We start from the raw sequence: 14,085 nt of genomic DNA, 5'->3' as shown, positions 1-14,085 counted from the left end.
TGGAACATGAGTTCGTTTGGGCTTGTTTACAAAGCAGTAAATAGAGAAACCCAGGAAGTCTATATAGGGGCTACTACGAAATCTATTAAAGAAAGAATAGTAGACCATATAAATAAGGCTTCGAGATTGGAAGGCAGTAATTTTCAAAGCGCCATTGCAACATATGGCGCTGATGCCTTCAGCTGGGTAGAGATTGATACCGCAAATGACATCAACGAATTAGCCAAGAAAGAGAAAGATTTCATTTTGAAATATGACTCATTTAAAAATGGTTTGAATTCAGATTCAGGAGGTGGTTTTAAAAAGATGGTTTACCAATTTGATTTGAAAGGTAATTTGATTTCAGAATATGATTCCTTAACTAGTGCAGCTAGTGTAACTGGTGTAACCAATAAAAGGATATCAAATGCTTGCCTTAGCAAGACACATTTACTTGACAATAATTATTGGAGTTACAATGAGAATTTTACCATTGATATGGCTGTTGATGATAGAAAAAAGTTTGTTTGTCAAAATACATTAAATGGAGAATTTATAATTAAATATGTTTCTGTAGCCGAAGCATCAAGGATTTCAGGAATATCCAAAACCTGTATTTCAAGATGTTGTAGAGGTGAGAGAGAACAAACAGGTGGGTTTCTTTGGAAATACACCTAAGTTTAAAGGGCAGCAGTAATGTTGCCCTTTTTTATTTAATTAGATTAACTCCCAAAGGTTACAAAAGATTTATATTTTTAAGGTTTTATAATTATTTTGAAAATACCAATAATTATATGACAATATTGCAGTTTGATGTAAAAATATAATTTATAATCACCATTTAAGCACACACTTCGGCAAATTAGAAGTAGTTAAAGATTCATTAACCTCTAATAATCAAAACAATTAATTGTGTAATAAAATTGACATATTAGAAAATGAAATCCTTGAAAAATATCCTGATGTACTGGATGTTCTTTTACGCGACCACACTACTCATAAGAATATTTTATGGGCAACTAATAACTACGATAGTTTAGGTATATCATATAGTTTTAAATCCGAAATATATCCTGAATTAATTACAGGGCATAATGGCAATGTAATTATGCCACGGGTACAAAAAGATAAAATTTTGCAACTATCAAGAGTGAGAAATATGGCAGAAGTATTTACACCATCTTGGATTTGTAATGCACAAAATAATCTAATTGATAATTCTTGGTTTGAGAAAGAAAATGTCTTTAATAAAGAAACAGAACTTGTTAATGGTAATTGGATTTGGGAGGTAAATCCACAAAAGATAATTTTCCCTAAGAATAAAACGTGGAAAAATTACATAAGAGATAAACGTCTTGAAATGGCTTGTGGTGAAGCGCCTTATATAACTAGTCGCTATGATACAACAACAGGGGCATTTATTCCTATATATGAAAGAATAGGCATATTAGACCGTAAACTTAGAGTGATTAATGAAAATGTAAATACTTCAGGTGAGTGGTTAAATGCTGCCCAAACAGCTTTTAAATCTACTTATGCATACGAATGGCAAGGAGATAGTTTGCTATTAGCAAGAGAAGCTATGTTGTTTACATTTATTGAAAACTATGTATTAAAGTTTGGCAAAGAGCCATTATTAAAATCTATAAAATACATAGCCTATATTATCTCTTGGAATATTTGGCAAATGGATGGTATTAAAGGGGTTGTTCCTGATTCTTGCGAAACAATTTGTACAACCACCGAAATACTTTTTGGTATCGAAGAAATTAAGTGCTTCCCTTGTGTTGGTTGCCAAAAAGAAGTACTAAAAAATCATAATGGTACATATTGTATTATAAAAGACTGGTCATATATTGACAAAACAACAGGACGCAAAGGCAAGAAGATAAGATTTATAGACCTATTAAATAATTAAGATTAATGAAATTTACTTCATCACTAAAACTTAAATTAATATATGTGTTTCGTATTAACGATACTGCACATTTAGGTTGTTTGAAAGTTGGGGAGGCTACTTCAGATAATGAAGATATTTGGGGACTTGAACCAAATAGTAGTAAACTTAATAAGTCTGCTAAAACAAGAATTAATCAATATACCCAAACAGCAGGTATATCTTATGATTTATTGTATACTGAAGTAACGGTTTTTAATGATAAAGGATCGATTAAATCGTTTAATGATTATGAGGTAAGAAATGTTCTTTTTCGTTCAGGTATCAAAAAAAAGGTTTTCGACATTGAAAATAAGGCTAATGAATGGGTTATTACAGATTTAGAAACCGTTATAAAGGCAATAAAGGCTGTAAAGGAAGGTAAAACATCATTAAACGCAAGTGAAATATCTACAAATCAAAGTCCAATAATTTTTAGACCTGAACAGAAAGATGCTATTGCCAAAACTAAAAAGCAATTTAAAAAAAGTGATGAAATGTTGTGGTTTGCTAAAATGCGTTTTGGTAAAACACTATCTGCTTTACAAGTAATTAGAGAACACGATTTTAAAAGAACATTAATACTAACGCACAGACCTGTTGTAGATTCAGGTTGGTTTGAAGATTTTGGTAAAATATTTTATGACAAAGAAGAGTATCATTATGGCTCTAAAAATAAAGGAGAAGAATTTCTCTCATTAGAAAAGCGTAGTAAAAAAGAAGATATTCATTACATATATTTTGCCTCTATGCAAGACTTAAGAGGTTCTGAATTAGTAGGCGGTAATTTTAATAAAAATGATGAGATTTTTGATGCTGCTTGGGATTTTATAATTGTAGATGAAGCCCACGAAGGAACGCAAACCGAACTAGGTGGCAATGTTTTAAATGTGCTGAGACGAAATAATCCTAAAATTCTTCATTTATCAGGTACGCCATTCAATTTAATAGATGATTACAAGGAAGAAGACATTTATACTTGGGATTATGTAATGGAGCAAAAGGCAAAACAAGATTGGGACGAAATACATTTTGGCGACCCTAATCCTTATGCATCATTGCCTAGGATGAATATTTTTACTTACGATTTAGGTAAACTTATAAATGACTTTGTAGATGAAGATGTAGCATTTAATTTCAAAGAGTTTTTTAGAGTTGATGAAACAGACAATTTTATACATAAAAAAGATGTAGAAAAGTTTTTAAACCTTATTTGCAAAGGTGATTCTGAAAGCAACTATCCTTTTGCCACCCAAGAATATAGAGATAATTTCCGTCATTCTTTATGGATGGTTCCAGGCGTTAAAGAAGCAAGATCTTTAAGCACCTTATTAAATTCGCATCCAGTTTTTAGTCATTTTAATATTGTTAATGTAGCTGGAGACGGTGATGTAGATGAAGACAATGAAGAAGCACTTAAAAAAGTTGAAAAAGCAATAACAGATAAACCACAAGATACCTACACAATAACTTTATCCTGTGGTCGTCTTACAACGGGTGTTTCTGTAAAGGCATGGACAGCAGTATTTATGCTTTCAGGTTCTCACAATACTTCTGCATCAAGTTATATGCAAACTATTTTTAGAGTACAAACACCTGCAACTATTAATGGTAAGGTTAAAGAAGAATGTTTTGTATTTGACTTTGCACCTGATAGAACACTTAAAGTAATTGCCGAAACTGCAAAAATGTCTGCTAAAGCAGGTAAAACGACAGACCAAGACCGTATAGTAATGGGCGAGTTTTTAAACTTTTGTCCAATTATTTCTGCTGATGGTACTCAAATGAAAGAGTATAACGTCAATACAATGCTTGAACAACTTAAAAAAGTATACATAGAGCGAGTTGTAAGTAATGGTTTTGAAGATTCTCACTTATACAATAACGACCAATTGATGAAATTAGGGGCTGTTGAATTAGAAGAATTTAATGGACTTAAAAAGATTATTGGTAGCACTAAGGCAATTCCAAGAACAAGTGAGATAGATATTAATAAACAAGGTTTTACAGAGGAAGAATACCAAAAATTAGAAGCAGCTAAGAAAAAGAGAGAAGAAGATTTAACAGAAGAGGATAAAAAACTTTTAGACGAGAGAAAAGAGAAAAAGAAAAATAGAGATACTGCTGTTTCTATTCTTCGAGGTATTTCTATTCGTATGCCATTACTAATTTATGGTGCAGATATTAAAAATGAAGAAAAGGAATTAACTATTGACAATTTTGCTGATTTAGTTGATAACCAATCTTGGACAGAGTTTATGCCAAAAGGTGTGACAAAAGCCACTTTTGAAAAGTTTAAAAAATACTATGAGCCTGATGTATTTAGAGCAGCTGGTAAACGTATACGTGCTTTATCAAGAGCAACAGATAGTTTAACTATAGATGAGCGTATAGAACGTATTACAGCAATCTTTGGTAAGTTTAAAAACCCTGATAAAGAAACAGTATTGACACCTTGGCGTGTAGTTAATATGCATATGGGTAATTGTCTTGGTGGTTATGTGTTTTTTGATGATGATTTTGAAAATACGACTACTACACCACGTTACATTAATCAAGATAAAATAACTGAAGAGGTTTATAAAACAGATAGTAATATCCTTGAAATTAATTCAAAATCAGGCTTATACCCTTTGTTTATAGCTTATAGTGTATATCGTTATGCTATAAAAATAGCCTATCCTAATAAAGATTATGATGAACTAACAGTTTCAGAACAACATAAAATTTGGGATAAAGTTGTAGCAAATAATGTTTTTGTGTTGTGTAAAACACCAATGGCAAAAAGCATAACAAGACGCACATTGGTAGGATTTAGAGATGTTACAGTAAATACAAGGTATTTTGAGGACTTAGAAAACCAAATTACAAATAAACAATCTAATTTTTTAGAGAAAGTCAAAAAAGGGAAATCCTATTGGAAAGCTAATAAAAATAATGATATGAAATTTAACTCAATAGTTGGTAATCCACCTTATCAAGTAATGGATGGTGGTAATAGTGTAAGTGCAAAACCAGTATATCATCACTTTGTAGAAATAGCAAAAAGCATTCAACCAGATTACGTGTCTTTAATTATGCCAGCAAGATGGTATGCAGGTGGTAAAGGTTTAGATACGTTTAGAGAAACAATGCTTAATGATAAACGTATTTCAAAATTATTTGACTATCCTAATTCTAACGATTGTTTTACAAACGTAGATATTGCTGGAGGCTTATGTTATTTCCTTTGGGATAAAGAATACAATGGAAAAACTAAAATAACCAATTATATTAATGGAGAGTTAAGTACGGAAACAAGAGATTTAGACGCTTTTGATATTTTAATAAGAGATAATAAAGCAATCCCTATTTTAAAGAAAGTGCAAAAGTTAAATAAATCAAATAAAACATTAAATAATCTTATTTCAACTTCAAGACCATTTGGTATTAGAGGTTTTTACAAACCTAAAAAACAAGGATTACCTTGTTATTTTACTCAGCGTATAGGTCTGAAATTTGCTTCTGAAAAAGATATATCTGATAAATTTGATTATTTAGATAAATGGAAATTATTAATACCGAAATCACCTATTGCAGGTCAAACAGATTTTACTAAACCTGTCGGTTTTTATTATGAAGGTAATACTCGAATAGCTAAACCAGGTGAATGTTGTACGGAAACATATTTAGTTGCTTTTTCGTCAGATTCCGAAGAAGAAGTGAAATCTTTCAAATCTTATCTATTCACCAAAGTAGTTCGATTTTTATTATTGCAAAGAGTTGTATCACAAGATGTTACAAGAAAGTGTTTTGCTTTTATACCTGATTTAGAAAGCTATGAAGCTACATATACCGATGAGCAATTATGTAAACTTTGGGGTATTACAGCCGATGAATGGAGCTATATTGAAAGCAGAGTAAGAAATATTTAACCAGAGTTTTGTTTTTTAAGTCATAAAATTCAAACAAACCAATAAGATCATTCATTATAAATATGAAAGCAAACGAACTACCAATTACCAATTTCTTACAAGCACCTAATGTACAGTTTGTAATACCTGTATATCAACGGAATTACGATTGGACAAATAATGAGTGCAAAGAGTTAATTAGTGATGTTATTGCGGTAGAAAAATATAACAGAGGTACACACTTTATCGGTAGTATTGTTTTTATACACGAAGGCACTTATAGCACAAGCGAAGTTAAAGAATTAGTGATTATTGATGGTCAGCAACGTTTAACAACCATTAACATTATATATGTAGCTTTATTTCGTTTTGCGAAAGATAACAGCCTGAAAAATGAAGCTGATATGTTGCTTAATATGTTTTTAACCAATCAGTATGTTCAGAACGAATCAAGCAAACTCAAATTAAAACAAACAGACACCAACTCATTAGCATTTAAAGCTATTATGCATGGTACAGAAAATGAGTTTAACCACTACTCTAATGTAATTGAAAACTTCAAATATTTTCAAGGTATTATTACAAAAGAGAGTTTTCCTACCATACTTAATGGACTAAAGCGATTAATTTTTGTTGAAATATCATTAGAAAGAGGTAAGGACGACCCACAACGCATTTTTGAGAGTTTAAATTCTACTGGGTTAGATTTATCACAATCCGATTTAATTAGGAACTATATTCTGATGGATTTAGACCCTAAAAATCAGAATAAAGTATTTGAACAAATTTGGAATCCTATTGAAGAAAACGCAAGAGATTTAATTAAGCAGAAGTCTGTGGTATCCGACTATATAAGAGATTATCTAACCTTACGTAACAAGAAAATACCTAATAAAAACAAAGTTTATTTGGAATTTAAGAAACTCTATTCAATTAAAGATGAAGAATATCATCAAGAGTTGGAAAACATAAAATCACTTTCAACACATTATAAAAAGTTTATTAATCCATACATAGTACAAGAAAATAATGTGAGAAGAGAATTGGAATATATTTCTCGACTAGAAATAAATGTAGCATTCCCTTTTCTTTTGCAAGTATTTGAAGATGCGGAGAATGGTTTAATAACCAATGATGATTTAATTAAAGTATTAAAACTTATACAATCTTATACTTGGAGAAGATTCGTAGTAGGCTTACCTACTAACGCATTGAATAAAATATTTATGACCTTATATTCCGAAGTTGATACTGAAGAGTATTACGACTCTATTGCTTTGGCTTTGATAAAAAAAAGTGGGGGATCTAAATTTCCAACTGATGAAGACTTAAAAACGGCATTAAAAGATAAAGATTTATATAATATTCAGTCTAAAAACAGGAATTATATGTTCGAGTTGTTAGAGAATTATAACAATAGAGAATATGTAAATACAGCTAATGAAAACATCACAATAGAACACATTTTCCCTCAAACTCCTAATGAAGATTGGAATAAAGCTATTACACCAGACGACTATTTTCAATTTAAAGAAAAGTTTGTTAATTCTATAGCTAATTTAACCTTGTCAGGTAATAATGGAGCTTTAAGTAATAAGTCTTTTAGGGATAAAAAAACAATGAACAGACAAGGTGCTGAACAAGGTTATAATTACAGTCGTCTTTGGTTAAACGACTATCTTAAAACTATTGATAATTGGAATATTGCTAACTATAATGAACGCTTTAACTTAATTTATAGTCGTTTTCTTAATATTTGGGAATACCCTAATATTACCATCCCTGATTCTGAAAATTCAGAGGAACAAAATATATACGATGCTGAATCTCCTAGGCATAAAAAATTAGAATATTTTATTTTTGAGAACACAAAAGTGGATGAAGAAGTAATAGCTCAAATGTATTTTTATGTCATTGAAAAACTATATGAGAAAAACGCTCAACTTTTGTTGGAAGCTAATGAGGTATTTAAAATAACCCGTAATGCATCCGATTTTAGGGCTCCACAAGAATTACAAAGCGGTTATTTTATTGAATCTAATATAGATAGTAGCTCTAAATTCAGCACTCTTAAAAAACTCCTCCCCCTATTTGAACTTGAAGATGAATTGCTCATAAAATATGCCTATAGTGGAAATGATAATTTACCAAATCGTTTTAATGTACGTAAAGAATTTTGGAGGCAATTGTTACCTTTAATTACAGGAACAGAGCTCTTCTCAAATGTAAACCCTTCTAAAGAATCGTGGATAAATGCAGGAGCAGGAATAAGTGGTCTGGGATATGCCTTTGTTATTACAAGTAAATACGTGAGAATAGAACTTGTGATGACTTCCTCAAGCAAAGAAAATAACAAAAACTATTTCAAAAAGTTATTTAATAATAAGGAAGAGATTGAGGAAAGATTTGGGAAAAAACTTGAATGGGAAGAATTGCCTGAAAATAAAATGAGCCGTATTAAGTATGAATTGCAAGAAGTCAATTTATATGACAGATCCCATTGGAATAAAATGAATGATTTTTTAGTAACATATTTACCTAAATTTGAAAAAGCACTGCAACCAAGCATTATGAATCTAAAATAATTTTTAATAAAAAAGGCATACAATTCGGTTACCCATTAAGTTGACAAGTTGTCAAAGAGTTGGATTTTAACAGGTTACTCTCCCTGGTTCGAGCCCAGGTGGGACCACTTAGAAATCAGACAGTTACATAAATTTGTAACTGTCTTTTTTGTTTTTCGGCGTGCTTTCGGCGTGCTTTTTTAAAATCAATTTCTCCCTTACTTAGCATTAGCAAGTATAATAAAACACATTCCCAAAAGAATAATGCTCCGCTCTTTAAAGAAGCTACCTTTAAAGTTGTAATTCCTTAAATTGTTAATTGTCGGAACTCATGACGGTGCAAATGAGGGAGCAATTGAAGGAGCAACTAAGGGAGTAAAGGAAAAACTAGCTATTCTTCTTACTGCTATAGCCGATGTTGAAGGCAAAAGAGTTCCTGATTATAGAGTAAAGACCGAACTTGCCGAAAGTTCAATAGAAAGATATATTGCTCAGTTACGTTATGTTGGTCTAATTGAATTTAGAGGAGATGCTCCTCAAACAGGGGGGGTACTATCTGACAGATGTTTTAAATGACAAACTTAAGCTTTAAGCTACCTTGATAATCAAAATATCATGAAGACAAGAACCTTTATGTTTGAAGATTTCACACGCAAATAAGTAGAGAAAGCTGTTTTAGCCTTTTTAATGAAGGCAAATACAATAAAGCTAAATATGGTTTGTGGTAAAAAGGAATGATAAATTTTTCCACTGATTAGAAACAGGCACATTTTGACACGCTCTGTGAGCCCATTGTTGTCCAAGCCCTTGCGGAAGTTAAAAACCCCTCAAGTCCAAAACCACCAGAACAGACTCGCTTCGCCAATCTACATTCAGCATCTTTCGGTTTCCGGTTTTTTAACCCCCTCGGAGCCGCGCAAAAGTACAAGCGGCGAAAAAACCGCTTGACCTTTCTTCTCCCTACCCACAAATAAAAGGATTTTTCCATGTTTCCTTAATTTTTTAAACACCATATTGGACCGGATAAATCTCCTAACTGTACCCATTTGAATTCATATGGTTCGATATGTTTTAAGAGGTTAAATTTTTGATTATAAGATAGTTATATTCAATATCGATCAACTATATTTATCTTTGAAAAAGATAGCAAGTTGTATTCTAAGTAACTTAGAATTGTCTACTTCTGACGAAGTGTTTGCCTAAAAGAGCAAAGGAAATGGAAAGCAGGAAAAGAGGCCGTAAACGATTGGGAAAAAGTAAGCGGTACCATAACGTAATGCTGCGGTTCAACGATGTGGAATATGATAAATTGAGGATAATCTGCGAATCTTATCACTTGAATATTTACGAAAGGGGCGTAATTAGCCCCTTCCTAAGAAGACTGGTATTGGACAGGGAATCGGAGGAAAAGGACAGGCTTCAAAATACCTCGGAACTTGCCCATCATATCAACAGGATAGGCAGCAATATCAACCAATTGGTAAAACTGGCACACTTCAAGAATCTGAGAAGTCCGAACAGTGGTTTGGTAGACGAGATTCAAAGGACAAATGAACTGCTGGACGCACTTATCGAAATTACAAAAGAAGAACAATTGGGATGATAGGAAGGATAGGATATGGGGAAAGCTGTCAGGGAATGCTGAACTATGTCTTCGACAAGGAAGGCATGCGCATTCTCGGTTACGGGAACATGTACTCACAGGACATATCACAAAAATTCTTCGGTAGCGTACTCCATTTCCAGGGGCAGCGCAATGCCACCAAGAACCGTTATGCCCATATTACCCTGAACCTTCCGTTAGGGGAACACCTAGACGACAAAATCTTCCAAGCAGTCTCAATGGAATACATGGTGCAAATGGGCTATGGCGAACAGCCCTTTGTAATTGTAAGGCACACCGATACCGGGCACGAGCATGTCCATATAATTACGACCAATGTGGACGATGATGGAAAGGTCCTCGGAATTTTCAATAGTTACCGAAGGAACGTGGCCACCCAACGCTACCTTGAACAAAAGTTTAACCTATCGCCATCGCCACGTACCAAACAGCAGAGGGAACTACCGATCTACAGATTGCCAGAACTACAGTTCGGCATGGACACTGCCCAAGGGACGAAGTACTATTTGCAGGATGTGCTCAGCGGAATCCTCCAAAAACACAAAGTGCGAAGTTTCGGGGAGCTGGCAAAACTCGTAAAGCCCTATCACATTCAAGTGAGGCAAACAAAAAACATATCGGGAAGGATAGGGGTGGCCTATGGCCTGGACAATCTGAAGGGCTATAGGACCCGGTTCATCAACGGCTCCACCGTGCACCGAAGCTTGAGCGGCCCGAAACTACAAAAGGTCTTCGAGGCCAATTCAAAATCCAAGCTACTTCCGATGCACCGCAAACGTTTGCTGAAACAAATAGAAACTACCTATGGCCTCTTCAAGACAATTCGGTCTAAGGAATTGGCAGCAGTGCTCAAGGAATATCAGGACATCGATATCAAACTGGACAGAAAAGGGCTTGCCATCAAGGGATATACCATCCATGATAGATCGGGATATGAGTTCACGGAAAAGGAGCTGGGCCAAAAAATGAGAATGGATATGCGACCAGTAATTTTTGGAAAAGGTGACGAACCCACGGAAATCGATACCAATAGCAGTCAGTTCGGAATAGAGATCCAAAAATTGATAAAGGAGGCATTCCAAACATCCCATCTTAAATCCCCAGAACGGAACGGACTGCTATCGGAAAGTATCATGACCAAAAGCTTATCGGATATCCTTCCATATATAGCAACCTCAAAAAACTACATTTTCCTTGAACGCTATTTACCAAGTAATCAAAAAGAATTGTTGAAGGAAGCTCTTGAACGGGAATTCCCAACGGTCAGGGAAAGATTATATCAACTTGAAACCAAAAAGGAAATGGAAACCTTGGAAGGTAAGTTCAACCTTATCGGCAAGGTGTTGGAAAAAGGCATATTCGATGTCGGGATGGAAAAGGGAAGCGTCCGGCTTTTGTTCCATTCCCTAGGGGTAAAGTATCACGACAACCAGTTGTCTTTTGCCAATTCGAACAGGCATACGGTCCCAGTCCGTTTGGGAAATTTACCTTTCCCCAAGGCCATGGAGCAATATGTATCCACCGGATTTGTACATCAAAATCATTCGGTGCTGGAACTATTGGCTGAAAAGAATTCGGAGAACAGCCCGAAGCTGACGGCATCCGCCTTTTTCCTGCCCATGATTTTTCCAAAGCTTTATGAAAAAATGGATCCTGTTTACCATAAGCAATATGAAAATGTCGCCTTGGGTTCCTATGTGAAATATGCCGAACGGATGCATGCCCCTTTTGAAAAATCGCCAAAGGACTATATCGCATTTTTCAATGCCAAAGGGTTCTATTTTACCAGAACGGAAAATGGTTTCGAGATTAAATCCATTTATACGGACAACGGAACAAGTTGCACGCTCTCTAAAAAGACAGGCCTTTATTTGAATTCCGTTCCCGATGTAACTAAAATATTAGAGGAACAACAGTCCATCATCAACGGACTAGTTAAAGACGGCAGGGACCATCTGAAGAACCTATGGGCGGGCCATCTAATGGAAAGGGGAAGGTACGACAAGGTCGCCTTTATGCTCACATTTGAAAAAAGCTACCCCAACCTGCATCCAGAAATGGTGCACCACCACATGGACAACGGGCTTCGAAAAAGTGTGGGCGAAGCGATCAAAAGACAATCAAGTATCCAACAGAATCATTTATTGCGGAAAGGCGTCTATGCCATCAGTTCGTTGTTGGGCAATAGGGGCAAAGGGTACGAAGAGGTCTATAACGGGTTCAGGGATGAAATGACAGATTATTCAAAGTACAAGGGTAGGGGGATGTCGATTTAAATCTGAATAGATATCTTACTAGTCATCATTAGTCCAAAAAAAGCTGTTTTAGAAAACTTATTTTTTCACTAATGCATTCAATTGCTTCCCAGAATGTTTAATGGAGCATAAGGCGCATTGTGTTTAAAGCTATCCTTGACACCCAAACTCGGTCGAAAATGGAGTAATTCTCGTTATTATCGCCAAATCTTTTAAAAAAGTATGCTGATAATATGTTATATTGCGTATATTATATGATTTATAAGAATGAAATTATGGCTACAGTCCGAAAATCATTGACCATTACCGCAGCCCAAGAGAAATGGATTAAATTGCAAATTGAAAATGGAGGTTTCGCCAACGACAGCGAATATATGCGACATCTAATACGTTTGGACGAGGAACGTAATAGGGAATTTTTAATTACTAAAGCAGCTATTCGGGAGGGCTATGACAGTGGTGTTAGCCCTAAGGTCAGAACCGTTGACGAAATTATGAATGCGGCATTAGATCGCCGAACGGACAAAACCCACGGGAAACAGAATGCATAGATATACTCTATCCTCCAGGGCTGACAATGACCTTGATGATATAGCAGATTATACTTTAGAGATTTGGGGTGAAAACCAGACTCGAGATTATATTGCCGGGTTCGTGCAATGTTTTCAATCTTTAGCGAATAAACCAGATCTTGGTAGAAATGCTGCTGAATATGCACCGCTCCTAAAAAGATATAATTACAAAGCCCATACCATTTTTTACGAACCGACGGACCAGGGTATTTTTGTCGTCCGCATATTAGGTCAGAGACAGGATTTTGAACGCCATCTTTAAGCGCTTGTTAAAAAAGCGAGAATGTTCGAAAATAAAACTTGGCTGTTCTTCAGTTGTGTAGTAGTCTGGCACTTATTGGTTAAACATGCTTCTGAAATTTATCTTAGTCCCAAAAAAGGTTCGTTTTTAGGGACTTTAGCTTTTTAAGACCTTATCCTCATTTTTGATCAAATAATCCAAGGAGCGATTTACAATGTCGTTCAATTTCAAACCCTTCTTTACGGCCAACATGGATATTCTTCTATGAATGGCACTTGGCACCCTAACGTTGAAAACTCCTTTATAGGTTTTCTCTGGATCCTTGCCAAGCTCTTTACAAGTTTCCAGGTAATCATTAACAGCTTCCTTAAAACCGGCTTCCAATTCTTTGACATTATCGGCCTCAAAATTGACCAGGTCGCTGATTCCTTCTAATTTTCCGTAAAAAACCTTGTCTTCTGCACTGTAATTTACGCTTCCCAAATATCCTTTGTATTCCAAATAATCTTTCATGACTTTATAATTAAAAATCCAACTTTTCCAAAATCTGCCGAATTATGTACTGTTTCACAATGTTTGCCGGATGAGGCTTGTGTAAATTGATGATATCATTATTCGAGTTGACGAATTTAATTCTAGACCCGCCCGTTTTGCCCTTTCCCAATTTTTCATAGTAGCCTTTATGGTTCAGTATTTTAACCAACTCATCCCAAGTAAGGTCATTCGGCACTTTCAGAAACTTGGCAATTAACTTTTCGATCTTGGACATATGCAAAGATAACAAAAATCAACAATAGTAACTAAAATATAGTTACTATTTTTCGTCCGAAGTATTTTTAAAAATGAAATAGGTAATAGTTGATGAAGAATATTCTTTCATAGTCCCGTAAAATGGTCGTGGCCGTTGCAGAAGTGCTCTACGTATAAGATATTGACCCTAGTAGGTTGTTTTTACGGAGCCATTCGGAGAACCGGCCTTGGTTGGATTTGCCGGATAAAAATGGTCAGGAAGCCTTGGAAT

11 protein-coding genes are annotated in these 14,085 nt (G+C 34.7%); 9 read left to right on the top strand and 2 right to left on the bottom strand.

The window, feature by feature from the left end; genetic code table 11:
• Positions 1-6: 6 nt before the first annotated feature.
• The 9 genes from CWD90_RS13210 (at position 7) to CWD90_RS13170 (ending at position 13,085) form a co-directional block, all read left to right on the top strand.
• Positions 7-657, top strand: coding sequence for an NUMOD1 domain-containing DNA-binding protein (locus CWD90_RS13210; protein ID WP_103476547.1), 651 nt, complete (start codon positions 7-9; stop codon positions 655-657).
• A 232-nt stretch (positions 658-889) separates the two neighbouring features.
• Positions 890-1,897, top strand: coding sequence for a restriction endonuclease subunit M (locus CWD90_RS13205; protein WP_103476546.1), 1,008 nt, complete (start codon positions 890-892; stop codon positions 1,895-1,897).
• A 5-nt stretch (positions 1,898-1,902) separates the two neighbouring features.
• Positions 1,903-5,829 carry an Eco57I restriction-modification methylase domain-containing protein gene (locus CWD90_RS13200; RefSeq protein ID WP_103476545.1) on the top strand — a complete coding sequence of 1,309 codons (3,927 nt, stop codon included), beginning with the start codon at positions 1,903-1,905 and terminating at the stop codon, positions 5,827-5,829.
• 62 nt (positions 5,830-5,891) lie between these two features.
• Positions 5,892-8,393, top strand: a complete 2,502-nt coding sequence (locus CWD90_RS13195) for a DUF4268 domain-containing protein (RefSeq protein WP_103476544.1) — start codon at positions 5,892-5,894, stop codon at positions 8,391-8,393.
• Between the two features lie 291 nt (positions 8,394-8,684).
• The gene (locus CWD90_RS13190; protein ID WP_103476543.1) at positions 8,685-8,948 is read left to right on the top strand and encodes a hypothetical protein; all 264 of its coding nucleotides are present in this window, start codon (positions 8,685-8,687) and stop codon (positions 8,946-8,948) included.
• A 640-nt stretch (positions 8,949-9,588) separates the two neighbouring features.
• A complete protein-coding gene (locus tag CWD90_RS13185) occupies positions 9,589-9,975 on the top strand; it encodes a plasmid mobilization relaxosome protein MobC (protein ID WP_103476542.1) in 387 nt (128 codons plus the stop codon).
• Complete coding sequence (locus CWD90_RS13180) at positions 9,972-12,272, top strand: relaxase/mobilization nuclease domain-containing protein (RefSeq protein WP_103476541.1); 2,301 nt, start codon at positions 9,972-9,974, stop codon at positions 12,270-12,272. The genes CWD90_RS13185 and CWD90_RS13180 overlap by 4 nt, the downstream gene beginning before the upstream one ends.
• Positions 12,273-12,526: 254 nt before the next feature.
• Positions 12,527-12,802 carry a ribbon-helix-helix domain-containing protein gene (locus CWD90_RS13175; RefSeq protein ID WP_103476616.1) on the top strand — a complete coding sequence of 92 codons (276 nt, stop codon included), beginning with the start codon at positions 12,527-12,529 and terminating at the stop codon, positions 12,800-12,802.
• Positions 12,795-13,085 (top strand): type II toxin-antitoxin system RelE/ParE family toxin, encoded by a 291-nt coding sequence (locus CWD90_RS13170; RefSeq protein WP_103476540.1) that lies wholly within the window; start codon positions 12,795-12,797, stop codon positions 13,083-13,085. The genes CWD90_RS13175 and CWD90_RS13170 overlap by 8 nt, the downstream gene beginning before the upstream one ends.
• 135 nt (positions 13,086-13,220) lie before the next feature.
• On the opposite strand, the gene CWD90_RS13165 is transcribed toward CWD90_RS13170, so the two are convergent.
• Positions 13,221-13,577: a type II toxin-antitoxin system HicB family antitoxin gene (locus CWD90_RS13165; RefSeq protein ID WP_103476539.1), complete on the bottom strand. Its 357-nt coding sequence runs from the start codon at positions 13,575-13,577 to the stop codon at positions 13,221-13,223.
• Positions 13,578-13,587: 10 nt separating this feature from the next.
• Entirely contained in the window at positions 13,588-13,833 is a 246-nt protein-coding gene (locus tag CWD90_RS13160; RefSeq protein ID WP_103476538.1) for a type II toxin-antitoxin system HicA family toxin, read from the bottom strand.
• Positions 13,834-14,085 lie beyond the last annotated feature (252 nt).

This window comes from Arenibacter catalasegens, assembly GCF_002909235.1.
In the GTDB taxonomy this organism is placed as follows: domain Bacteria; phylum Bacteroidota; class Bacteroidia; order Flavobacteriales; family Flavobacteriaceae; genus Arenibacter; species Arenibacter catalasegens.
Note: the sequence above shows the minus strand (reverse complement) of the source record. Positions and strands in the feature narration are given on the sequence as shown.